At 62.6% G+C, this 22,528-nt stretch carries 21 protein-coding genes; 16 read left to right on the top strand and 5 right to left on the bottom strand.

Going from position 1 to position 22,528, the window contains the following annotated elements:
• Positions 1–389 precede the first annotated feature (389 nt).
• Both guaB and FJY68_09280 read left to right on the top strand, forming a co-directional pair.
• Positions 390–1,850, top strand: a complete 1,461-nt coding sequence (gene guaB / locus FJY68_09285; protein ID MBM3332025.1) for an IMP dehydrogenase — start codon at positions 390–392, stop codon at positions 1,848–1,850.
• A gap of 90 nt (positions 1,851–1,940) precedes the next feature.
• Positions 1,941–3,128, top strand: coding sequence for a T9SS type A sorting domain-containing protein (locus FJY68_09280; GenBank protein ID MBM3332024.1), 1,188 nt, complete (start codon positions 1,941–1,943; stop codon positions 3,126–3,128).
• A gap of 137 nt (positions 3,129–3,265) precedes the next feature.
• Here the strand turns inward: FJY68_09280 and FJY68_09275 are convergent, their stop codons facing one another.
• The 3 genes from FJY68_09275 to acs all read right to left on the bottom strand — a co-directional run bounded on the left by FJY68_09275 (position 3,266) and on the right by acs (position 8,077).
• The gene (locus tag FJY68_09275; GenBank protein ID MBM3332023.1) at positions 3,266–4,549 is read right to left on the bottom strand and encodes an NADP-dependent malic enzyme; all 1,284 of its coding nucleotides are present in this window, start codon (positions 4,547–4,549) and stop codon (positions 3,266–3,268) included.
• 84 nt (positions 4,550–4,633) lie between these two features.
• Entirely contained in the window at positions 4,634–6,037 is a 1,404-nt protein-coding gene (locus tag FJY68_09270) for an OFA family MFS transporter (GenBank protein ID MBM3332022.1), read from the bottom strand.
• A 132-nt stretch (positions 6,038–6,169) separates the two neighbouring features.
• A complete protein-coding gene (gene acs / locus FJY68_09265; protein ID MBM3332021.1) occupies positions 6,170–8,077 on the bottom strand; it encodes an acetate--CoA ligase in 1,908 nt (635 codons plus the stop codon).
• 596 nt (positions 8,078–8,673) lie between these two features.
• Here acs and rpsM point away from each other — a divergent pair.
• The 14 genes from rpsM (at position 8,674) to FJY68_09195 (ending at position 17,759) form a co-directional block, all read left to right on the top strand.
• On the top strand, positions 8,674–9,093 hold the full coding sequence (gene rpsM / locus FJY68_09260) for a 30S ribosomal protein S13 (protein MBM3332020.1): 420 nt from the start codon (positions 8,674–8,676) through the stop codon (positions 9,091–9,093).
• Positions 9,093–9,467: a 30S ribosomal protein S11 gene (rpsK, locus tag FJY68_09255; GenBank protein ID MBM3332019.1), complete on the top strand. Its 375-nt coding sequence runs from the start codon at positions 9,093–9,095 to the stop codon at positions 9,465–9,467. The genes rpsM and rpsK overlap by 1 nt, the downstream gene beginning before the upstream one ends.
• Positions 9,468–9,482: 15 nt before the next feature.
• A complete protein-coding gene (gene rpsD / locus FJY68_09250; protein ID MBM3332018.1) occupies positions 9,483–10,097 on the top strand; it encodes a 30S ribosomal protein S4 in 615 nt (204 codons plus the stop codon).
• The gene (locus FJY68_09245) at positions 10,094–11,134 is read left to right on the top strand and encodes a DNA-directed RNA polymerase subunit alpha (GenBank protein ID MBM3332017.1); all 1,041 of its coding nucleotides are present in this window, start codon (positions 10,094–10,096) and stop codon (positions 11,132–11,134) included. Before rpsD ends, FJY68_09245 begins: the two co-directional genes overlap by 4 nt.
• A 62-nt stretch (positions 11,135–11,196) precedes the next feature.
• Positions 11,197–11,613 (top strand): 50S ribosomal protein L17, encoded by a 417-nt coding sequence (locus tag FJY68_09240; protein MBM3332016.1) that lies wholly within the window; start codon positions 11,197–11,199, stop codon positions 11,611–11,613.
• Between the two features lie 7 nt (positions 11,614–11,620).
• Positions 11,621–11,998, top strand: coding sequence for an aspartate 1-decarboxylase (locus tag FJY68_09235; GenBank protein ID MBM3332015.1), 378 nt, complete (start codon positions 11,621–11,623; stop codon positions 11,996–11,998).
• A 10-nt stretch (positions 11,999–12,008) separates the two neighbouring features.
• Entirely contained in the window at positions 12,009–12,710 is a 702-nt protein-coding gene (locus FJY68_09230; protein MBM3332014.1) for a hypothetical protein, read from the top strand.
• Complete coding sequence (locus tag FJY68_09225; GenBank protein MBM3332013.1) at positions 12,707–13,156, top strand: LytR family transcriptional regulator; 450 nt, start codon at positions 12,707–12,709, stop codon at positions 13,154–13,156. The genes FJY68_09230 and FJY68_09225 overlap by 4 nt, the downstream gene beginning before the upstream one ends.
• Positions 13,157–13,158: 2 nt before the next feature.
• Positions 13,159–13,518: a ribosome silencing factor gene (gene rsfS, locus FJY68_09220; GenBank protein MBM3332012.1), complete on the top strand. Its 360-nt coding sequence runs from the start codon at positions 13,159–13,161 to the stop codon at positions 13,516–13,518.
• A complete protein-coding gene (locus FJY68_09215) occupies positions 13,519–14,019 on the top strand; it encodes a PTS sugar transporter subunit IIA (GenBank protein MBM3332011.1) in 501 nt (166 codons plus the stop codon).
• On the top strand, positions 14,016–14,366 hold the full coding sequence (locus tag FJY68_09210; GenBank protein MBM3332010.1) for a hypothetical protein: 351 nt from the start codon (positions 14,016–14,018) through the stop codon (positions 14,364–14,366). The genes FJY68_09215 and FJY68_09210 overlap by 4 nt, the downstream gene beginning before the upstream one ends.
• A gap of 33 nt (positions 14,367–14,399) precedes the next feature.
• The gene (locus FJY68_09205) at positions 14,400–15,167 is read left to right on the top strand and encodes a hypothetical protein (protein ID MBM3332009.1); all 768 of its coding nucleotides are present in this window, start codon (positions 14,400–14,402) and stop codon (positions 15,165–15,167) included.
• Positions 15,158–16,897, top strand: coding sequence for a helix-hairpin-helix domain-containing protein (locus tag FJY68_09200; GenBank protein MBM3332008.1), 1,740 nt, complete (start codon positions 15,158–15,160; stop codon positions 16,895–16,897). The genes FJY68_09205 and FJY68_09200 overlap by 10 nt, the downstream gene beginning before the upstream one ends.
• 22 nt (positions 16,898–16,919) lie before the next feature.
• Positions 16,920–17,759, top strand: coding sequence for a histidinol-phosphatase HisJ family protein (locus FJY68_09195; GenBank protein ID MBM3332007.1), 840 nt, complete (start codon positions 16,920–16,922; stop codon positions 17,757–17,759).
• A gap of 179 nt (positions 17,760–17,938) precedes the next feature.
• On the opposite strand, the gene FJY68_09190 is transcribed toward FJY68_09195, so the two are convergent.
• Both FJY68_09190 and FJY68_09185 read right to left on the bottom strand, forming a co-directional pair.
• On the bottom strand, positions 17,939–20,245 hold the full coding sequence (locus tag FJY68_09190; protein ID MBM3332006.1) for a T9SS type A sorting domain-containing protein: 2,307 nt from the start codon (positions 20,243–20,245) through the stop codon (positions 17,939–17,941).
• A gap of 796 nt (positions 20,246–21,041) precedes the next feature.
• Positions 21,042–21,611: a hypothetical protein gene (locus tag FJY68_09185; protein MBM3332005.1), complete on the bottom strand. Its 570-nt coding sequence runs from the start codon at positions 21,609–21,611 to the stop codon at positions 21,042–21,044.
• Between the last annotated feature and the right edge of the window lie 917 nt (positions 21,612–22,528).

Below are 22,528 nucleotides of genomic sequence, written 5' to 3'. Positions count from 1 at the left end.
TATTCATCACACAAGTGTAACCAGCCAGGCGTTGAGCACGATGCCCTTCTTCTTGTCTGCCCGGGCGCATCCGAGCGCCTGCCGACCGACAAATCTCACGCACGTTCCGTCTCATCTCTCTCCATCTCCGCGGAGCAATTCCCGCTGACCGTCTTACCTCTCTCAGGGGGTCACCATGTACCCAGGCCAGAACTGACTGCGGACGCTTCACTCTTGACGGGCGTACTTTCCTGACTAGAATCTGCCATGGTAAGCGTAGTCATTGGCAGCGAGCCATGCAATTTGCCGCCCTGGGATGGGGCGGTTCTACTTTTGAGCACGGGGACCTGGGATACAATCCCAACTCCCCGGCGGAATCGGGTTATGTGCCGCGTCAACGGGAGGTTTGAGTGAGCATCAAGGAATCCCTGACTTTTGATGATGTCCTTTTGCTTCCGCAGAGGTCGAGCGTGCTTCCGAACGAGGTCGACACTGAGTCTTACTTCACCCGGGAGATAGTGCTGAAGCTCCCTTTGGTGAGCGCGGCGATGGATACGGTGACAGAGTCGCGGATGGCGATCGCCATGGCCCAGTCCGGCGGCATCGGGGTCGTGCACAAGAACCTGTTGGTCGAGGAGCAGGCGGCCATGGTCGCCAAGGTGAAGCGGGCCGAGTCGAGCATGATCGCCGAGCCGATATCGATTACGCCGGACAAGTCCATCGCCGAGGCGCGGGAGTTGATGGGACAGTACGGAATCTCCGGGCTGCCGGTGGTGGACGCGAAGCTGCACGTTGTGGGCATCCTGACCAAGCGCGACCTCTTGTTCCAGGACGACTGGAAGCAGCCGGTAGCAGAGGTGATGACGGACGAAGGTCTCATCACCGCTCCCGAGGGTACGACGCTGCGGCGCGCGCGGGAAATCCTCCGCCAGCACCGGATTGAGAAGCTGCCGATCGTGGACCGGCAGCGACGGCTCAAGGGGCTGATTACCACCAAGGACATCCTGAAGCGCGTGGAGAATCCGAACGCCACGTTGGACGGGAAGCGCCGGCTCAAGGTTGCTGCCGCGGTCGGGGTCGGCCGGGATGCGATGGTCCGGGCCGCGGCGCTGGTCGAAGCCGAGGTCGACGCCATCGTCATCGACACTGCCCACGGTCACCAGGACAAGGTGGTCGGGGCGGCCCGCCAACTCCGGAGAAAGTACCCGAAGTTGCAGGTAGTCGCGGGCAACGTCGGCACTTCCGAAGGGGCACTTGCCCTGGCCGAGGCCGGCTGCGATGCAGTGAAGGTCGGGGTCGGGCCCGGCTCGATTTGCACGACGCGGATTGTCGCGGGAGTGGGCGTGCCGCAACTGACCGCGGTGATGGAATGCTCGGCTGCCCTGAAGTCGAGGCGAATACCGGTGATTGCTGACGGCGGCATCCGCTACTCCGGAGACGTGGCCAAGGCGCTCGCGGCCGGGGCCGGCACCGTGATGATGGGGAATCTTCTGGCTGGGACCGACGAGAGCCCGGGCGAGGACGTGTTGCTGGAAGGCCGGCGCTACAAGGTCTACCGCGGCATGGGCTCGCTCGACGCGATGAAGAAGGGATCGTCTGACCGGTATTTCCAGGAAGGGCAGGCCAAGCTCGTTCCCGAGGGGATTGTCGGCCGGGTACCGTACCGGGGCAGCGTGAGGGACGTGCTTTTTCAGCTCGATGGCGGAGTCAGGGCCGCAATGGGGTTCTGCGGAGCGGGCACGATCCCTGAGTTCCGGCGCAAGGCCAAGTTCGTGAAGATAACCGGCGCGGGCCTGCGCGAGAGCCACCCGCACGATGTGACCATCACTAAGGAAGCGCCGAACTACGAAGCGCCGGAGGCAAGGGAATAGGGCCCATAGGACCAATAGGACTCATACCGAAACACTGCCGGGCGGCCGGAAGGCCGCCCCGATGCCATTCGGGGGCTTGACGGGGAGCGGATGCGCTATACAATCGTGTTGCCTCAGGGGCGCACTGGACAGCGTGCGCCGGAGTTGAGGCGACCGGCGGACGGAATCGGCGCGACCGCGCTGCCACGGACCCGGCGCAGCCGCATCGCCTGCAGGAGGAAAGGGACCGAGAAGGGCCCGCGTCTGGAGGCGAACATGCCCAGCAGAACCGTAGTCGTAGTTCTGACCCTCGCCCTGTGCGCTGCAGTCGTGCCGGGTACACCTTCACCAATAGTCGGTAGACCCGTTGAAGGTCTTCCATCGACGTTGGATGTCGTGACCGAGATTGTGAGGCCGGATACGTACGAGGCTCCGGGGCTCATTCCGGTGCAGGTTAGGTTGACCAATACAGGCGACACGACTGCGCGGGTGCCGTACATAATTGTCAAGATAGTGCCGAGCGGATACCGGGACTCGTCTGGGTATGTGACGGTTGGTGTGGGCGAGAACAAGGTTGTGACGCTGAATCCCTGGGTGTCAGCGGTGAGCAGCCACGAGACCTGCACGGCGTGGATCACATATCCTGCGGACTCAAACCACTCGAACGACACGGACGTTGTGTTCATACGGACTGCGTCAGGGTTAGACGTTGCGGCCGAGATAGTGAGCCCTACAGATAGCGAGGAGCCGGGGCTTGTGCCGGTGCAGATCAGACTGATCAACATGTTTGTCGTACCTGCGGCAGTGCCGCGGCTTGATGTGAAGATGGTGCCGAGCGGATACTCGGACTCCACGATGAACATCTTTGTTGCGGTGGGGGAGAGCACGGTTGTGACGCTAGACCCATGGGTCTACTCGGGCGGCAACGAGACCTGCAAGGCGTACATTACCTATCCGGCGGACACGTACCGTCCGAACGACACCGACATCGTGTTCGTGAGTGTCGCCGGGATTTCGGGCTGGGTGCAGATTGAGCACCATGTCGGGATGAGCTTGACGCTGTCGCCGAGTCCGCTTGCCGGTAGCGTCCTGCACGTTGATTACGGCCTCCGCCGGGCCGGACCAGCGAGGATCACTCTCCTCGACGTCTCGGGCCGACCGGTAGTCACGCGTCGCTTCCTCGCTGACCGCACTGGTGATCTTCCGCTGGACCTGCGTCTCTTGAGGGGTGGGGTTTACCTGGTGCGGCTGGATGACGGCCAGTCTGCAGTCACGCAGAAGTTCGTGGTCCAGCGCTGAGGGCGAAGCAGAATAGGACGTATAGGGCCAATAGGACACATAGCGAAACCACCGGGGCGGCCGGAAGGCCGCCCCAGTGGTTCATGGCTTGGGATACGATCCGAAACCCCTTGGGCTTCGGTCATGTCCCGCACATCTCAGGACGCGGGTGCGGGAGGGATGAAGCCTTCCTTCATCAGCGATTGCACGAGCTCGCGGGCGTGCTTGATGGTCGCGGTTGACTTCTTCATCAGCTCGTCGCGGGACATCGTGATACGGGCAACGCCCTGTTCAATCGCCTTCATGCCGACCGCTACGGCTTCGCGCGGGAAGACCTCCCAGTCGTCCATCGTCGGGACCAAGTAGTCATGCTTGAGGCCACGGTCCTCGGCGACCTTGGCCAGTTCCAACGCGGCCGCAATGCACATCTCATCGGTTATCGTCTTGGCCTGAACGTCGAGGGTGCCCCGGAAGATGCCGGGGAATCCGAGCGAGTTGTTGACCTGGTTGGGGAAATCGGAACGGCCGGTCGCAACGACCGCAGCGCCGGCTTCCAGCGCGTCCCAAGGCCAGATCTCCGGGATGGGGTTGGCGCAGACGAAGACGACCGCGTCTTTGGCCATCGACTTGATCCACTCCGGCTTCACCGTGTTCGGGCCGGGCGTGGACAGGGCGATGAGTGCGTCCGCCTCCTTGATCGCATCTACGATAGTCCCGCGCACGTCCCACTTGTTGGAGATCTCGGCCATGTGCCACTTCTCTTTGAACTCGGCTTTTAGCTCGGGCCGTCCCTTGTGGAGCGTGCCCTTGGAGTCGCACATGATCGTGTTCTCGGGCGTCACGCCGCCCTTGAAGCAGACGCGGGAGATGGCGATGTTGGAGGCGCCGGCGCCTAGGAAGACGACTTTGACCTTGGCGATGTCCTTGCCGACAAACTTGAGCGCGTTCACGAGTCCGGCGTAGGTGACAGCGGCAGTGCCCTGCTGGTCGTCGTGCCAGACCGGAACGTTCATCTCGGCGCGCAGAGTATCGAGGATGCGGAAGCACTTGGGCTGGGAGATGTCTTCGAGGTTGAAGCCGCCGAACGAGGGCTCGAGCAGCTTGGCGGTGCGGATGAACTCGTCCGGGTCCTTGGTGCGGAGCGCGATGGGCACGCAGTCCACGCCGCCCAGGTACTTGAAGAGCAGGGCCTTGCCTTCCATCACCGGCATCGAGGCTTCGGGCCCGATGTCGCCGAGGCCGAGCACACGGGTGCCGTCGGTCAGGACACAGATAGTATTGGCACGGTTGGTGTGCTCGAAGGATTTCTCTGGATGGGCCTGGATGTCTTTGCAGGGAGCGGCTACGCCCGGTGTGTACCAGATGGCGAAGTCGTTGAAGTCGCGAATGCAGCACTTGGGCACGGTCTGGTACTTGCCTTTGTAGAACGGGTGCAGCAGCATCGCGTCGGCCGCGGGTTTCCTGGCCTTGGCGACAAGCTGCTCGATCTCGGTTGGTGACAACTTCTTCACGCAATTCCTCCTGGTTTAAGAGCCGGCGGCCGCCTTCGCCCGCGGCGCCTTCAGCAGCAGGATGAGCACCGCGGAAACCAAGCAAAGTACGCCGGACAGAATGAAAGCAAGGTTGTAATTGTTGGTTGCCTGCTTGACGATGGGGGCGAGCAGGTTGCCGGACAGTCCGCCAAATCCATAGGCGGTGAAGATGAGGCCGTAGTTAACGCCCGCGTTCCTGGTACCGAAGAAATCGGCGTTGATGGCCGGGTATATGGCCAGGTAGCCGCCGAAGGTGAGGCCGACCAGGGCGATACCAACCCAGTACCAGGCATGGAATGCCGGAATCACGAAGTAGCTGAAGACGGCGGCGCCGTTGATGAGGTAGATGATGAACAGCGCCTTGGTCCTGCCGATCGAGTCAGATACCCGTCCCCAGAAGATGCGGCCGAGAGCGTTGAATATCGCCAGTACGCTCACTCCGATAGCAGCCATTGCCGGGGTCAGGCCGGCCATCTCTTTGCCGATAGGCGCGGTCTGGCCGATCATCATCAAGCCGGTGCCGGCACCGCAGAAGTAGAGCAGCCAGATCAGCCAGAACTGTCCGGTGCCTAGAACCTGTCCGGCGGTGAAGTCGGACTTCACCGGGGCTCCGGCTGCTGGCCCGGGCGGGTTCCAGCCGGCAGGCTTGTATCCGGGCGGCGGGTTGCGCAGAATAAGTGCGCCAAGAGCGACAATGATGATGTAGGCGATGCCGAGGTAGAGGAAAGTCGGTTGAACGCCGAGGGGCAGCACCGCCGCCTTGGCGGCGGCGGCCTGAAGCCCGGCCGTATTGACGGCGGCCGTCGAGTCGGCGGCGGTCAGTGCGGACTTGAGCGCCAGCGTATCGGTGAAGGCGGGCGCGAGTTTGGCGGTGAGCCGGCCGGCAAGTTCCGACGGAACCTGCCGGGCCGCGCCGATGGAACGCATGAGGCTCTGGGCAAGCGGACCGACAATAAGCGCGCCGGCGCCGAACCCCGCGACTGACAGGCCGGAGATGAGGCCACGCTTGTCCGGGAACCACTTGACTCCGCAGGCAATGGGGCAGACGTAGGCGAACCCAATGCCGATGCCGGAGATCATGCCGTACCCGATGACCATGCCGGCGATGCTGCCTGCTTGGCTTGCGATGATCATGCCGATGCCGAGCAGTGCTCCGCCGATGATGGCGACGATCTTGGGGCCGAGTCGGTCCTGTAGTTTGCCGCCAAGGACCGTGGCCAGCGCGAAGAAGATGAGCACGAAGCTGAAGGGCAGTTGCGCCTGGGCCAGCTTCACATTCAGCAGGTCGCGTATCGGGTCACGGAAGACGCTCCATGCGTACACAGCGCCCAGGCAGAGCTGGACGAGAATGGCGCCGACCACGATCAGCCAGCGGTTGAATACCTTTCCTTCACTCATGAACTAGCCTCCTTGAGTATCAGCAGCGGGCCGGAGTCCGGCCCCGGCTGCATCATGACAGCAGGGGCTCGCTCAGGCGTGCCCCTGCTGTGATTACGGGCTGCAAGCTGGCGGCCAAGAGCCGCCAGTTCCTCACTCGTCAAGTGTCGAGATGTCGCCGACGTCCTTGCCCAGGGCCTCGGCTTTGAGTAGGCGGCGCATGATCTTGCCCGAGCGGGTCTTGGGCAGTTTGTCCCGGAACTCGATTGAGTCGGGCCGGGCAATCGGGCCGATCTCGGTCGACACCCATTTCTTGAGTTCCTCTTTGAGGGCGTCGGACTTCTCAAACCCGACCTTCAGAGAAACGTACGCCTTGGGCACGTCGCCCTTGATCGGGTCAGGAACGCCGATGACCGCGGCCTCGGCGACCGCGGCGTGCGCGACAAGCGCGGATTCGATCTCAGCGGTGCCCAGACGGTGCCCGGCGACGTTGAGAACCTCGTCGGCCCGGCCCCGGAACCAGAAGTAGCCGTCGGTGTCCCTGGTGCAGGAATCGCCCATCAGGTACTTGCCCGGGAAGCGGGACCAGTAGGCATCCTTGTACCGTGCCGGGTCTTTGTACAGCGTACGCAGCATCGCCGGCCACGGCTTGAGCAGCACGCCGAACCCGTTCTCCATCGGCTTGATCGGATTGCCTTCGCCGGTGACGACGTCGGCCATCACGCCTGGCAGAGGCCGCGTGGCCGTGCCCGCTTTGAGCGGCGTAATCGGAAGCGGCGAAATCATGAAGTTGCCGGTCTCGGTTTGCCACCAGGTGTCCATTATCGGCAGTTTGTCCGCGCCGATGTTCTTCCGGTACCAGCGCCACGCCTCCGGGTTAATCGGCTCGCCCACGGACCCGAGCAGGCGGAGCGAGGAGAGGTCGTGCTTTTTCGGGAACTCCTCGCCGAAGCGCATGAACATCCGGATGGCCGTAGGCGAAGTGTACAGAATAGTCACCTTTTCGCGGGCGATTATCGACCACCAGCGGTCCGGGGCCGGCGTGTCGGGAGCGCCCTCGTAGAGCACTGACGTGGCGCCGAGCATCAGCGGGGCGTACACGATGTAGGAGTGGCCGGTCACCCAGCCGACGTCGGCCGCGCACCACCAGATGTCCTTCTCAGGCTTGATGTCGAAGACGAACCTGAGGGTCGAGGACGTGCCAACCGCGTACCCGCCGTGTACGTGGACGATGCCCTTGGGTTTGCCGGTCGTGCCCGAAGTGTAGAGCATGTACAGGGGTGATTCCGGGTCGAGCTGCTCGGTCGGGCACTCGTCGGGCTCGTTCGCCGTGATGTCGTGCCACCAGTGGTCGCGGCCGGGCTGCATCGTCACCGGGTTGCCGGCGCGCTTGAAGACGATGACGTTCTGGATCGACTTGCAGTCGCCCAGACCCGGATCGGCATTGCTCTTCAACGTCACGACCTTGCCGCGGCGGTAGCCGCCATCGGTGGTGATGAGCAATTTGGCTTCACAGTCGTTGATGCGGTCGCGCAGCGAGGAGGAGGAGAATCCGGAGAAGACCACCGAGTGGATGGCGCCCAGCTTCGCGCAGGCGAGCATCGCCACCGGCAGCTGCGGGATCATCGGCATGAAGATCATGACCCGGTCGCCCTTCACGACGCCGAGTTTCTTCAACGCGTTTGCCAGCTTGTTGACTTCCTTGTAGAGCATGGCGTAGGTCCAGCGCTCGACCTTCTGGTCGGTGGGCTCCGGCTCGTAGATGTAAGCGACGCGGTCGCCCCGGCCGGCTTTCACATGGCGGTCGAGGCAGTTGTGGACGATGTTGAACTTGCCGTCCGCGAACCACTTGAAGAACGGGGCGTCAGAGTCGTCCAGTATCTGGGTGTAGGGCTTGAACCACTCGAGTTCCTTGGCCTGCTCGCCCCAGTACCAATTGTGGTCCTCGGCACGCTTGAGGAGCGCGTCCAGGTCCGCGATCGCGTGCTTCTTCATGAACGCCATGATGTTGGAGTTCTCGACCAACTCCTTCGATGGGTGATATAGCTGCTCTTCGGCCATTGCTGACTCCTCCTTTGGAGAATCGCTATTAAGTGAAAATGATGTACTGCGAAACCGGCTGGCGGAAACCATAAAGGATGCGGGCTTCTGCCAGAGCGTAGTATATTGGAGAAGGTAACGGAGTCAAGCAAGCGGCTGCCCCCCTGATTCCGAGGCTGAACCACTACTACGCAGGAGACACCGAACATGAGCCGGACGCAACCGTCAGAACTGACCTTGCGCCTCCGTGATCAGGCTAACGGCATTGCCCCATGAGGCCTACTCCGCATGCTCTTCAGGGCTGGCGGCGGTTCGTCTGCCTGCGGTGCGGCATGGCGACTTCCTGCACGAAGATGTCCGCTGGTGGTGATGGCCTGAGTCAAGCACCAGCAGAAAGCCAATCTTCGACGTGACCGGTGTAGCCGATACGACCTCCGGCACGTCTGCGCCAGCCCCTGCTTCTCAGCCTGGCCAGTGCGGGTGCGAAGCGGTCATTTGGGTTCGTGGCCGTCAAGGGCTTTTTTGCTTGACATCGCGGCTAAATCAGCTATACATTACAGCTTACAATCTAGGCAAAAGTGCAGTTTTCCTGATTTCGGCAACCACAGGAGGTCTGTTTGGCTCGTATAGCGGGTATCGACCTGCCCGACAACAAAGCGATTATGTACGCGCTGCCGCATATATATGGCATCGGCCAGCATACGGCACGCAAGATTCTGGTCGCAGCCGGTATCGACCCCACGCGTCGTACCAAGGACTTGACCGACGACGATGTAGCCGCCATCCGCAAGGAGATTGACGGTGGCTATAAGGTCGAGGGCGAGCTGCGGGCGGAGGTTTCCGGCAACATCAAGCATTACATAGAGATAGGCAGCTACCGCGGGGATCGGCATCGCAGACGGCTGCCCGTCAGAGGTCAGAGGACGCGGACGAACGCCCGGACCCGTAAGGGTCCGCGGAAGACAACCGGCGTCATCAAGGTCAAGGCGGCGCCGGCGACGGCCGCCCCCAAGCCGGCGGCCGGAGGTAAGGCATAATGGCGCGCAAGTCAGCTCGCAAGAAGGTTCCGCTCCTGTGTGTTGCCCATGTGAACAGCAATTTCAATAACACGATCGTGACGATTGCCGATCCGACCGGGGCGGTCATCTCCTGGTCAAGTTCGGGTCGAGTCGGGTTCAAGGGATCGAAGAAGGGGACTCCGTTCGCCGCCGGACTGTGCGCCGAGGCCGCGGCAAAAGAGGCGGGTTCGCTGGGGGTCAAGCGGCTTGAGGTCAGGGTAAGCGGTGCGGGCCCGGGTCGAGAGTCGGCCATCCGCTCACTGCAGAATGCCGGCCTGGACATAATCTCAATCCGCGACATCACGCCGATTCCCCATAACGGCTGCCGGGCACCGAAGCAGCGCCGCGTCTAGCGGAAGAAGGGAACCATGGCAAGATACATCGGACCGAAGTGCAAGCGATGCCGGAAGAGCCGCGAGAAGCTGTTCCTGCGGGGCGAGAAGTGCCTCTCAGACAAGTGCACGCTGATGAAGCGCGGAGAGATGCCCGAAGTGCGCGGCCGGCGCCGCGTGTCGGCCTATTCGATTCAGCTGCGCGAGAAGCAGAAGCTAAGGATGATGTACGGCATCCTTGAAACGCAGTTCCATAACTACTTCACCAAGGCCGCGAAGAGCAAGAACACCGCGGCGACACTCGTGATCCTGCTGGAGCGTCGGTTGGATAACGTCGTCTTCCGGATGGGATTTGCCGATTCCCGGGGGCAGGCGCGGCAGTTCGTACGGCACGGCCTCATTACCGTCAACGGCCGACGGATCAACATCCCTTCCTATTTGACCGATGCCGGTGACATAGTCGGCGTGAAGGGCGACGATGCGATGAAGGTCATCAGTGCGATCCTGGCGAACAAGCAGCAGCCGGGCATGTCCTGGCTGACGGTCGCCGCCGACCGCGGAGTGGGGACGGTTGTGCGTCAGCCGAGTCCAGAGGACGTGAAAGATATTCCGTGTAACACGCAGTTGATTGTGGAGCTCTACTCGAAATGAAACTTAAGCCTTTCACACTTCCCGAGAAGCTCGACCTTGACGGCGCATCCGCGTCCGACTCGTATGGCCGATTCACCCTGGCTCCGCTGGAGAAGGGCTGGGGAGCGACGGTGGGCAACTCGCTGCGCCGGGCTTTGCTGTCGTCGGTACAGGGAGCGGCCATCACCGAGCTGCGAATCGACGGGGTGGCCCACGAATTCTCGACGATTGACGATGTGGTCGAGGATGTGACCGAGGTAGTGCTCAACCTGAAGAAGCTGCGTCTGCGGCTCTGGTCGGAAACTCCAAAGCTGTGCCACCTGCACGCATCGGGCAAGCGCGAGTTCCTGGCCCGGGACCTGACGGTGCCGCCGGAGATTGTGATTGCCAATCCAGACCAACGCCTGCTCACGATATCCGACAGCAAGCGCTCGTTGGATGTTGAGCTTCTGGTCGAGAACGGGCGGGGCTACGTGAAGGCCGAACGCCTCAAGAAGAACCGTACCGCTCCCGAGACGACCATCTTCCTGGACGCGTTCTTCTCACCGGTGAAGCGGGTCAATTTCTGGGTGGAGTCAATGCGCGTTCTCGATCGGACCGACTTTGAGCGACTGGTGCTCGAAGTATGGACCGATGGAACGGTTCGGCCGGACGAGGCCATGATCCAGTCGGGTACCATCCTCAAGAATCACATGGCGGTCATGGTGCCGGCGGAGAAGGAACCGGAGTTCATTGCCGAGGAGAAGTTGTATCAGGACCGTGACAAGCTGGTCGAACTCCTGAACCAGAGCATCGAGGAGTTGGAGCTTTCAAACCGGGCGCTGAACTGCCTGATGAAGGGACGCTCGAAGACTACCGGCGAACGGATTTCGATCCTGACCATCGGTGATCTGGTGCAGCGCAACGAGAAGGACATGCTCGATATCGAGAACTTCGGACGGAAGTCTCTCGAAGAGCTGAAGAAGGTGCTTGAGGATGTCGGGCTTTCGCTCGGCATGGACGTTTCCAGTCTGCCGATACTCGAGCATGAGCCGGAAGCCGAAAAGGATAAGGAGTAGCCTTGCGTCACGGAGACAAGGTCAAGAAGCTCGGCCGGACGGCCCAGCATCGCCTGGCGCTGATGCGCAACCTGGTTACGTCGTTGTTCGAGCACGAGCGGATCAGGACGACTCTGCCCAAGGCCAAGGAATGCCGGCGCTTCGCGGACCGGATGGTCACTTTCGCGCTCAAGAACAATGTGGCCGCCCGCCGCGAGGTGGGTCGGTTCATCCAGGATAAGGCCGTACTGAAGAAGCTCTTCGAGGTCATAGGGCCGCGGTTTGCGGGCCGGGCCGGTGGTTTCACCCGGGTGCTGCAATTGGGACCGCGTGAAGGCGACGGGGCCGAGATGGCGCTGCTCGAACTGGTCATTCGCGAGGAGCGGCACCACGAGAAGAAGGCCAAAGAGGCGGCAGCGAAGCAGAAGGGCGGCAAGAAGGGCAAGCCTGACAAGAAGGCCGGGGACAAGGGCAAAGCTCGCGACGAATCAGAGAAGTAGCCGGCCGATGCTCCGGTGCCTGGTCCGGTGCAAGATCCAGCGGCTCGTAGTCACCGACAAGAACCTGAAGTACGAGGGCAGCCTGGAGTTGGATGCCAGGCTGATGCAGGCGGCCGACATCCTGCCCGGAGAACTGGTGCAGGTGGTCAACGTCAACAACGGTCACCGCTTTGAGACCTACGCTATCGCAGCAAGGGCCGGAGCGGGTGACTGCGTTCTGAACGGGGCCGCAGCGCGTCTGGGTGAAGTCGGCGACGAGGTCATAGTCATGGCCAACGCCTGGCTCTCCGAAGCCGAGGTTCGGGAACACGGGCTGATTTGCGTCAACGTCGATAGCCGCAATCGCATCAAGAAGAGTGACCGCAATAGTCCTCGCGGCCGGTAGAAGCAAGCGCATGGGGAGTCACGTCCCCAAAGTGCTACTGCCAATCAAGGGACGCCCCCTCCTGCGCTACGTTCTGGAGTCAGTCCGTGCGGCCGGGGTCACTCGCACAATCGTGGTGGTCGGCACGCAGAAAGAGCAGGTGATGGCTGCGTTCGCGCACGACGACGTTGAGTTCGTAGTGCAGTCCGGGCAGCACGGCACCGCCGCCGCGGTCCTGGCCTGCCGTGGCCTGCTGGGGGATGACGAGGAGTGCGTGGTGCTCTGTGGCGACGCGCCGCTCATCCGTCCCGAGACCATCCAGCGGCTGTTCCGGGTCCGGCAGGAATCCGGCGCCGACGTGGCGGTTTTCACTGCCCGGCTTGTAGACCCGGCCGGCTACGGTCGGGTCGTGCGCGCCGGTGGCGATGCAATCGAGAAGATAGTGGAAAGACGTGACGCTACTCCCGAGGTGCTGGCCATCAACGAGGTCAATTCGGGCGCGTACTCCTTTCGCTGGGGCAGTGCCAGGCCGGCTCTGGAGAGGATTCTTCCGAGCCCGGTCTCGGGCGAGTACTACCTTACCGACATCGTGGCCGAATTGCGTTCCGAGGGTGGAAAGGCGGTGGCCGTGCTTGCCGCGAACCCAGACGAGATGCTTGGTGCCAACACGCCGGACGAGCTGGGCGTCTTGGAGCGTGGGCTGGCTGTGCGCCGGGAGCCGAGTGCGGATTGAGAAACGCACTTGCCTGGCTGTTGCCGGTAGTCCTGTTTCTGGCCGCCGGCGCTTCCATCACCTGGCGGCTGTTGCCTGAAGAGGAGACTGTACCCGGTGCCAACCTGCTGCGGATGGAAGTAATCAACGCGTGCGGAACGCCGCGGGTGGGCCGGGCAGTTGCCGATGAGTTGCAGATGCGCGGGTTTGACGTCTATGCAGTCAGGGCTGCCCGTGAGCGTTCACCGCTGACTACCGTGGTGGATCTGCGAGACCCGACCGGAAGTAACGCGGAGAAGATGGCCCGAGCTCTGTCAGTACAGCGGCGCTGGCGAAAGCTGCCGCTGGGGTCGAAAGCCGTGCCCGAGACCCGGGTCGAACTCGATTCCAGTCGCTACCTGGAGGTGCGGCTGATAGTCGGCGCCGACTACCGCCGCTTCTTTGCCGACGTGGTCCCGCTGTACTAGGCATGACTGCAGGACGGCTGGCAAAGCGGGCGGCGACCATCATCCTCGCCAAGCTCGGGGAGGACGTTGCCGTGCTGGACCTGCGCGGCCGCTCCCCGCTGGCCGACTACTTCGTTATCGCCACCGCGAGTTCGTCGATCCACGCACAGGCGATCGCCGAGGAAGTGGCGCTGGAGCTGAAGCGCGAGGGGGAGCGGACACACCATGTCGAGGGTGCGGAGAACGGCCTGTGGATACTTCTTGACTATTTCAGCGTTGTAGTGCATATTTTCTGTGGTGAGACCCGCCAGTTCTTCGGTCTGGAACGGCTTTGGGGCGACGCACCCTGCCAGACCTACACCGATACCAATGTCAAAAGCTAACTGGCCGCGCACCCGTGGTCTGCGGCCAACAGGAGGTGCCAGTTGACTCTCACGTCCTTGCTTCGGCCCGACCGCATCAATCTCGACCTGAAGGCAAAGAAGAAGCCGGAGGCGCTGCGCGAGTTGGTGCAGATGATCCGGCAGGGCGACGATGCTGAACTGCTGCTGGCGACCCTGACCAAGCGTGAAGAACTGGGTTCGACCGGCATCGGCAAGGGTATTGCCATACCGCATGGTCGTTCGCTTCTGATAGACAAACTGGAAATGGCGGTCGGGCGTTCCACCAAAGGCGTCGAGTACGATTCCATCGACCACAAAGCAGCACATCTGTTCTTTTTGATAATGGCGCCTCCGCAGGACCCGGGCAATCAGTATCTCATCACGTTGGGCAGGGTGGCGATGGTCTGCCAGGAGCTGACCAAGAAGAAGCGGCTGTTCGACCCCCAGACCCCGGACGAGATGATTGAGTTGGTGCGCAACCTGGAAGAGAAGATCCGATGAACGCGAAGGTCGAGACCCTGCGCTCGCTCGAGGAGTTCGACCACATTCTGCGCGACATCGAGACCGTCGACTACCAGGCAGTAGGTTTCCGCACCGACAAGGCCTCTGAGGACTTCATCAAGACTGCCGAGCGCGAGCGGGAGAAGCTCACCAAGAAGATAGATCCCAAACTGCTGACCACGTACGAGCGGATCATGAAGCGCTACGGAGGCAGGGTCGTGGTGCAGGTCATACGTGAGTTTTGCGGCGGGTGCTATGTCAAGCTTCCCTCCGAACTGGCGGCCCGGTGCCGTACCGACCTCGTCAGTTGCCCGAACTGCGGCCGGTTCCTCTACTACGTCAGGTAGGTCCGGCCGAGAGGGGCCGGACCGGAGTCGACAGTGGTTCTTCTCGTACTGCTCTGTGCCTTTGAGTTCCCTGGATACTTCGGGCGGTCTGCCGCGATGGTTGCCGGTGCGGCTGTTGCAGACAATCATCACTCCTTCTTCCTCAACCCGGCTCTCGGCCTGGACGAAAGGCAGTGGCGCGTCGGCATCTGCTGTTCCCGTCCCTACGGGCTTCCGGGGCTGGCCTGGGGCAGGTTCGGAGGCAGCTGGAGCTCAGGGAGGCTGGCGGCCGGGCTGGGGTTGTCTTCTCTTGTCCTGGGGCGCTATGGCGAACACGACGCGGGGCTGGTACTGGGTGGCACGCCTACTACCGATGTTGCCGTCGGTCTGGGTGTTCACGCGCTGGTAGTCAGTGCTGGCCCGGAGCACGGCGACTTCGTGCCCTCATTCGACGCAGGTGTGTGTTGGCGGTCCGGTCGCGTCCGACTCGGCGCGGCCGCGTTGCGGCTCAATTCGCCGCGCTGGCGCGAGGGTACCGAACTGCCGCTCCGGTTCGTGGTCGCCGGTTCGTGGAGTCCGGTCGACGATCTGCTCCTGGCCCTGGATCTCAGCCGGGAGCGGGGCGATGAGGACGCGGCGTTCGGCGCTGAGTTCCTGCCGGTTCCGCAGATCGCTTTGCGGCTGGGCATCGGCGTAGCCCCGCTCCGGTACGCCGCCGGCCTCGGGGCCGAGGTGGGCCCTTTGCGGCTTGAGTACGCGTACCAGTTCCGTTCGGGTCTCAAAGAGACACACGTTCTGGGTTTGCGCGCGGCATGGCACTAGCCCTGCTGCTTCTGCTCGGGCAGTTCGGTTCGGGTCTTTTCCCCGAGTACTCGCCGACCGAAGGTGATGCGGCAATGCAGGAAGAGGTCGAACGACTGCTCGAGCGACAGATCGACGTCAACCGTGCTTCGGCCCGCGAGCTCCTGGCGATTCCTTGGCTCAGTCCCATCCTTGCCTACCGGATCGTGGCGACACGAGATTCGGCAGGGAGAATCAGTCGCATAGAGCAACTGAGACTTGTCGCCGGAATGACCGACGAGACGTTCGCGGCCATCCGGCCATTCCTGCGAGTCAGCAGCCGCAGGACGGCCTGGAGTGGCAGCTTTGTTTCCAGAGTGAGTACAGATTCGCTCGAGGGCGGCACCACCAGGCTGAGGATGCTCAATCGTCTCGAGGTCAGAACGGGACCGGCCCGGGCTGTCGTTCTGACCGAGAAAGACAGGGGCGAGTCCAGCCCAACCGACTTTCTGAGCGGAGGCGCGCAAATCCGGATGGCCGGGACCCGGGCTCTTGTCGGCGATTTCGCTGCGGGCTTCGGTCAGGGACTGGTCCTCAGCACTCCCAGTTGGCGCAGCAATCTTCTAGACGGGCCCGGACGCACCGGCCCGGACGTCCGGCTGCTGAGTTCGGCGGGTGAGGGTTCCTGCCTGCGTGGCGGCGCAGTTGCGACTGAAGCCGGCAGATGGAACCTGCTCGCGCTGGGGTCATTTATGGGACGGGATGCGCGCCTCAACGAGGACGGAACAGTGGAGCGCCTGGTCGGCACCGGTGTGCACGATGACTCAGCTTCGTTGGCCGGCCGGGGTGCAGTTCACGAAGTCACCGCGGGTCTGGGTGCCGCGTACCGAGGCGAGCGTTTCGGCGCCGGGTTCAGCGCCGAGTACTCCAGGTACGACCGTTCGTTCGCGCCTGCCGAATCCGGCAGTTCGTTCTCCGGCAGCGACCTGCTCGCGACCGGCGTGAACGCAGAGTACAGGAAGGGAGACTACGAGCTGGGTGCGGAAGTAGCGGCATCCAGCGGCCCCGGCCTCGCCGGCTCGCTCGAGATTGTGGGTCACTGGCCAAACTTCGATTCCCGCCTGGCACTGCGAGGGCGGCAGGCTCGCTTCTTTGCTCCGCACGGGCGATGGTCCGGCCTTGTGAATGGCAGAGATCGGATGGACGCATCAGGCCGACTCAAGTGGCACCATTCCGGCTCCAGCGTCTCGGTCAGCGGCAACACGTATCGCGACTACGAACTCGACTCGATGCCGGCGAAGCTGGAATTGCGATTTGGGCAGGAATTGGGCAGATTCGACCTCGCGCTGGGCCTGGGTCTTCGTTACCGGCTGGATAAGGAGCGTTCGCGGACGGCGCGAGCAGAGATGGGTGTGAGAGCCGGCCGGACAACGACCGCACGCCTGGCAATTGCCAACGTCTACCCGTCAGGGAGTGAATCGCGTGGGACGCTCGCGGTGCTGCTCCTGACGCAGGAGCTGGGTCCGGCCGAAGTGGGCCTTGCCGCAGCGCGCGTCAGTGTTGATGGGTCCGGAGTGAACATGTATCTGCACGAACCCGGCGCGGGCCGCATCGGCTCATCCTTCAGCAGTAGTGTCTCATGTTGGCGTCTGTCGGCAGGATGTGGAGTCAGACTCGGACAGTGGCTGCGGTTGGGACTGAAAGCCGGTTGCGCCTGGAAGCCACAGCCCGTCCTCGATGGCGCCGCACAACTGGAAGTCGCCAGTCAATAGTCTATAGTCCAGAGTCACGTCTATGGTAGACTACCACGTTCATCCGGACTTCTCGCACGACGCACAGGGCTCGGTCGAGCAGTTCTGCCGGCGAGCGGTCGAGATCGGCCTGAGTGAGGTATGCTTCACCACTCACTACGAACCTGATCCGGCCCGCACCGGCATCGAACACGTGCGGGTCAACGGCCTTATCCAGCCCGTTGCTTCTGACTGGCCGGGTGCCTACTTTGCTGCTCTGGAAGCGGCCGCCGCGAAGTTTCCAGGCCTTGTGGTGCTGGCCGGCGTCGAGGTGGGGTACGAGCCGGGGCTTGAGGGCGTCATCAGCGACTTCCTGGGCCGATACCCGTTCGACTTCGTGCTGGGGTCAGTCCACTGTCTGGGTCACATCGCCATCACTGCCGGAGATGAACTGGAACGCTTCAAGAGCGAGCAGCTGGCGCGATTTCCTGAGCACTTCGCCGATAGCTACTTCCGCAATCTCCGGGCCGCGGCCGGGACCCAGCTCTTTGACTCCCTCGGCCACATCGACATCTACCGCAAGTACATTCGACCTCTGTTCGACGTCCGGTTTGACCAGGTAGTTGATGCCGGTTGGCCGGAAGCCCTGCGGTTCGTGGCTGGGACGGGCGTCGGAGTAGAGGTCAACACGTCGGCACTGCGCCGCGGCAACTCCGAACCCTACCCGAGCACGCACATCCTGCGGTTGGCACGTGAGGCAGGGGTCAAGTTCTTCACCGTCGGCTCCGATGCCCATCGTCCCGCCGACCTCGGGAAGGGGCTGGAGACCGCAATCGGCATGCTGGCCGACCTCGGTGTCGGTCCGGCCCGATTCCGCAGGCGCAAACTGCTGCCGGCTGGCTAGCCGGGAACTCGCCTCCCCCAGGGCGCGACGTCTGCTGTCTGCTGTCAGGTCAGCAACGCATCTCTCCGGCGGCAGACGGCGCGCGTCCAGAGGCGTTTTAGTTGTGCTCGCGCTGCCGGTTGCCGACAGAGGGGCGACCAGGTGGTCGCCCCTCTGTACGGTCGTGGTCGGAAGGAAGTCTATTTCAGCTTCACGACCTTGCTGGTAAGTGTCAATCCGTCAGTGGTCAGGCGAACGAAGTAAGCTCCACCGGGCAGGGCTCTGCCATCTGCGCCGGTGCAGTGCCAGACCGCTGTGTGATACCCGGGTTCACCAACGCCGGAGGCGAGAGTCTGGACCGGCCTGCCGCAGGCGTCGTACACCTCGAGCCGCACCGGAGTTCTCTTCGGCAGTCCGTAGACGATGGTAGCGCTCCCGGAGAAAACGCTGCTGCCGGAGGTGCTCAGGGTCACGGCTCGTGGAGTGCCGGGCAGGTCCCCGGCGTCGATGCCGGAACTCACCACGCGTATCGAATCGATCACGGCGTCATTGGAGCGGATCCTGTCACCGCTCATGGCCGTGGAGCACTTCATGGTGAAACTGCCCATGACCGCCAGCGTGCAGGGCCGGAACGTCACCGACAAACCGTTTGTGTACTGGATGTCGCTGTAGAAGGTACCGATGTGGAAGACGACGGGGAAGTTGTCACTCGAATTGCCGAAGTTCTCCAGGGTTGCACTCGGTGACACGACCGTGCCCTGCGTTACGTTTCCCGTCGGGACGTTGATCATCTCCGCGCCCACGTCGCGTACCCGCTGGAAGATCGTCTTCAGCGCCAGGTCGTTGGTGCTGTCGCGATCATCCAACGCCATCGTACTGCAGACGGCTGCCGCGGAGCCGCGACCGGATGCGGTCCAGACCGCGAACGTCACAGCCCAGGAGTCACCGGCAGGCAGGTTGTTCACCTGTTTCGTGTCAGAGTAGGCGCCGATGGTCATCCGCACCGGGAACGACATGGGTTCGGACCCGAGGTTGCGGACGATCGCCTGCGGCACATAGAGATTGCCGGAATCCGCCGTATCGGGAAGGGCGATGACGCGAATGGCGCCGACATCGTAGAGGCGGACGATTACCTGCACCGAGTCGGTTGCGGCGTCATTGCTTGCCAGCGTGTCGATTGCCAGCGCGGTCGAGCACCGGGTCGTGAGCACCCCGCCCGGGCCGGCATGCCAGTAGGCGAACGTCACGAGTTGCGAGTCCTGCGGGGCGAGGCCGGAGATCTGCATCGTGTCGGCGTAGGCGGCCCCGATACGGAAGATCACCGGGAACGACGCGGCGGTGTTGCCGTGATTGCGCACCATCGCCTGGGGTGAAAACACCGCGCCCGAATCGACCACGCCTTTGGGGGCGATGAGTCGCGTCACGCCCACATCGTACGAGCTGGCCACGACCTCAACCGAGTCCGAAGCCCAGTTGTTGCTTGCCGACGTGTCGCCGGGCTGAGCGGTCGAACACCGGACGGCAAACGTGCCGGGCGCTACGGCGGTCCAGTAGGCGAAGGTCACGAGCTGGGAGTCCTGTGGAGCCAGACTGGTGACCTGCATCGTGTCCGTGTAGTCTGGGCCTATGGTGAAGATCACGGGGAAGGTCTCGGCGGTGTTGCCGTAGTTGCGGACGACCGCCTGCGGCGTCAGCACCGTTCCCGAATCAACCACCCCCTTCGGTCCGACAATCCGCATCGTGCTGGCATCTCGGTAGATCTTCAGCACCGTGCAGCTGTTCTGTTTCTTGTTGTTGCCGACAACCTGGTCGTTGGCCAGCGACAGCGTGCACGACGCCGTGAACGTGCCGCAGGTATCGGCACGCCAGGTGTTGAAGCTCACGGTTGTCGACGAGCCCGACGAGAGGTTGAAAACGTACTGGCTGTCGAGGTAGGAATTCCCGACACGGAACTTGGCATAGAATGACTGCGTCCCGGTGCTGTAGTTGGTAACTCGCGCCTGGGGAGTGATGCTTGAGCCGGAGTCGATGATCCCGCGCGGTCTGTAGATACTGTCTACGCCAACGTCCCGGACGCGGACGTTGAAGGTGCGCGTGATGCGGTCATTCGCGGTGCTCTCATCTGCAACCAGGGCGGTCGAGCACCGGGCCGTCTGCGAACCGCGCTGGAGTGCGGGCCAGGTGTCGAAGACGACGGTAGCCGAATCGTTCTTGGCAAGACTGCTTACATACTGAGTGTCGGCGTAGAAGGTGCCTATGTAGAAATGCACCGGGAATGAAGCGGTGCTGTCGCCCGGGTTGAAGACGACGGCACTCGGTACGACCATCGTGCCTGAGTCGGTGCTGCCGGTAGGAGGTGTTATGATCCTCCTCGTGGCCGCGTTCCACGCCTTGCCCATCGCCGGTCCGGCGATGCAGAGCACTACGATCACGGCGGCTGCGAACTTGAGCTGTGCTGCCGGCCGCCTCTCGGGCGTGCCGACGCCATTACGGTATCGATACCTCACCTGTCCTCCTCGATTCCTGGTTTGCCTTTCTAACTGGATGGGGCCGACCGAGCGCGTCGACCTCGGGATTCAGTCTCTAGCCCACTAGGTTGATAGTGTAGGCGGACTTCTGCAGGTGTCAAGCCGAGTAATCCGGTGATTGGCGGAGCGGAGTCAGCGGCACACGGGCGGAGCTTTGGCGATGAGCGTCCTCGCCACAAGAGGCGTGATACGTCACGTGCGACGAGTGAAGCGAGTCGCATGAACCACACGAGGGGCGTAGTCCCCAGGGCTCGGGCCTGGGGCGAGGACGGCCTGCCGGCACGATGCAGTCGCGAGAGGGAGGGGGGGGCTCCGAGCGTACTCCGATGCCCGAGCAAAAAAAGAGTCACGAGCAGTCCAGTAGCGTGTCAATGGCTTTGACCGAGCCGTGCACTGGTACCGGACTGCCGTGCTCCCATGGGGTATTTTGCACAATCTGTGCCAAATGACCCGCGGCTCGGATGTGACGTATGTTACTTTTCTGCAGACACTTATGACAGTAATCGCCCAAGCGACGGCACGATCACGTGGAAGCCCAGGTCGCGGGCCAGTTGCTGCATGTTCTCATAATACGAGACTTGCGACTGTGCGACGTGGGGAAAGATATCGGATTGCATGCATTCGGACTTGGCTCACAATGGGTGAGATCCTAGGCACGCTCAGAGGCTTTGAGGAACAACCTGCCTCTGCCAGGGACCTCGCGGGAGTTACCTGTCGCGCGTCGGAATCAGATGGGCATCGAGTTCCGGGGAATCCGGCCCGGGGCTGGCGCCACCTACCATGATACGTTCCATCCGAACAGATCAGCCGACGTCCGTGAGTCCGTGCTGTTTGCCCGGAAGTCAGTTATGCCGTCGACCCCGCGTCGTTCGCAGTCCCGCTCAGCCGAGCCCGCAATCCAGAGGTCGCGCGAATCGTAGCAGATACTCGAGTAATCGTGGGACCAGGAACTGTGCTCGTACATCACGCCGTTGAGCGTAAGGTCTACGTCCAGGTCGGACGAAGACCAAGTGAAAGAGACCCGTACATCTGACAGGTCGTACTGCAGGTCCGCAGTCTGGACATCAGTCCAGGGGTCGTAGCAAGCGGTACCGGTGATGTGTACGATGCCGCCGTACGGCCCGCAGGCGAGGATGTCCACGTAGCCGGTCGGCGTGCCGGCTATGTAATCGTTGTAGATGGCATCGAGCCCGCTGACCACGCCCCGGGCGATGTCCTCGTAGAACAACCCGTCGTAGTAGTGCGAGTGCGTGCAAGAGATGCCCGTCAGCACCAGCAGCGCGGCGACGATCACCGCCGACGACCGGCGGATCCGATTCTGCATACCTGCCGAAGTCATGGACATAGCATCCTCCTATCCAGGTTACCGTGTCTGAAGCCGAACGCAGGACCCGGGACGGACGACCTGACCGCAGGTTCGTCCGCCCGCCACCTGCCGAAGTCCGAGCTCGGCCTGTTCATACGCAGGTAGATACATCCGGAGCTCACCCGCTATTCCGATGTGAGGTAGCTCCCGGCAGTGTCCCGGCATGCGGGGTGTCGAGCAGGCGGGTCAGCCGAAGGGAGGAGGGCAAGGGAGAGGCGGCTGGTGGGATTGACCGGAAGTGGTCAGCCGTCGGTCAACTTTGGCTTGAGCTTGGTCTAGCTTGCGGCTTGTGGTTGGCGGCTGAAAAGAGAGTCACGGCCAGTCCAGTATCGCGGCAATGTCTAAGACCGAGCCGTCTGTTGATACCGAACTGCCGTGCTCTCAACCTGTCAGACCGGTCTGGCGCGTTCCCTCGCTCAGACCGGACCAGTCGGGCTTAGTGGCGACCGTGGCCGTGACCGCGACCATGGCGCCATTCCGGGTCGTGCCAGCCGCCCCAGTGGTGCCAAGGCCAGTCGGGACGTCGCCCGTGCTCCCAATGCCACCGCAAGCCAGGACAACCGCGGTCACCGGACAAGGACCACTCGAAGTATGCCTGTGGCCCGAACTCCCGGTAGCAGTGCCGTTCGACCCGGACCCACTCGTGACGATGGCCGCAGGCGAACCAGGCGAGCTCCGGCCCCGAGACGATCCGCGGCCGATGCCGCCGCCGAGGCGGGTGGGCGTAGGTCGCGCCTGAGATCAGCAGCAAGAGAGCTGCCGTCGCGATGATGCTTCGCTTCATGATACTACGGAGAGCACTAAATGTTTGACAGCTTGAGGTCATGTTGCCGCATATCGGACGTGCTCTTCCGCAAAGTAACTCCTGACCACTTCTGGCTGGCGTTGCCGGCTGC

Source organism: candidate division WOR-3 bacterium, assembly GCA_016867815.1.
GTDB lineage: Bacteria > Hydrothermota > Tepidihabitantia > Tepidihabitantales > Tepidihabitantaceae > UBA2258.
Note: the sequence above shows the minus strand (reverse complement) of the source record. Positions and strands in the feature narration are given on the sequence as shown.

Coding starts and splice junctions, on each gene's coding strand:
- FJY68_09200 (MBM3332008.1), top strand. CDS start 15,158: ATGGCACTAGCCCTGCTGCTTCTGCTCGGGCAGTTCGGTTCGGGTCTT.
- FJY68_09235 (MBM3332015.1), top strand. CDS start 11,621: ATGCTCCGGTGCCTGGTCCGGTGCAAGATCCAGCGGCTCGTAGTCACC.
- FJY68_09195 (MBM3332007.1), top strand. CDS start 16,920: ATGGTAGACTACCACGTTCATCCGGACTTCTCGCACGACGCACAGGGC.
- FJY68_09210 (MBM3332010.1), top strand. CDS start 14,016: ATGAACGCGAAGGTCGAGACCCTGCGCTCGCTCGAGGAGTTCGACCAC.
- rpsD (MBM3332018.1), top strand. CDS start 9,483: ATGGCAAGATACATCGGACCGAAGTGCAAGCGATGCCGGAAGAGCCGC.
- acs (MBM3332021.1), bottom strand. CDS start 8,077: ATGGCCGAAGAGCAGCTATATCACCCATCGAAGGAGTTGGTCGAGAAC.
- FJY68_09230 (MBM3332014.1), top strand. CDS start 12,009: ATGGGGAGTCACGTCCCCAAAGTGCTACTGCCAATCAAGGGACGCCCC.
- rsfS (MBM3332012.1), top strand. CDS start 13,159: ATGACTGCAGGACGGCTGGCAAAGCGGGCGGCGACCATCATCCTCGCC.
- FJY68_09245 (MBM3332017.1), top strand. CDS start 10,094: ATGAAACTTAAGCCTTTCACACTTCCCGAGAAGCTCGACCTTGACGGC.
- FJY68_09280 (MBM3332024.1), top strand. CDS start 1,941: ATGCGCTATACAATCGTGTTGCCTCAGGGGCGCACTGGACAGCGTGCG.
- FJY68_09270 (MBM3332022.1), bottom strand. CDS start 6,037: ATGAGTGAAGGAAAGGTATTCAACCGCTGGCTGATCGTGGTCGGCGCC.
- FJY68_09240 (MBM3332016.1), top strand. CDS start 11,197: ATGCGCAACCTGGTTACGTCGTTGTTCGAGCACGAGCGGATCAGGACG.
- rpsK (MBM3332019.1), top strand. CDS start 9,093: ATGGCGCGCAAGTCAGCTCGCAAGAAGGTTCCGCTCCTGTGTGTTGCC.
- FJY68_09275 (MBM3332023.1), bottom strand. CDS start 4,549: ATGCTGCTGCACCCGTTCTACAAAGGCAAGTACCAGACCGTGCCCAAG.
- FJY68_09185 (MBM3332005.1), bottom strand. CDS start 21,611: ATGTCCATGACTTCGGCAGGTATGCAGAATCGGATCCGCCGGTCGTCG.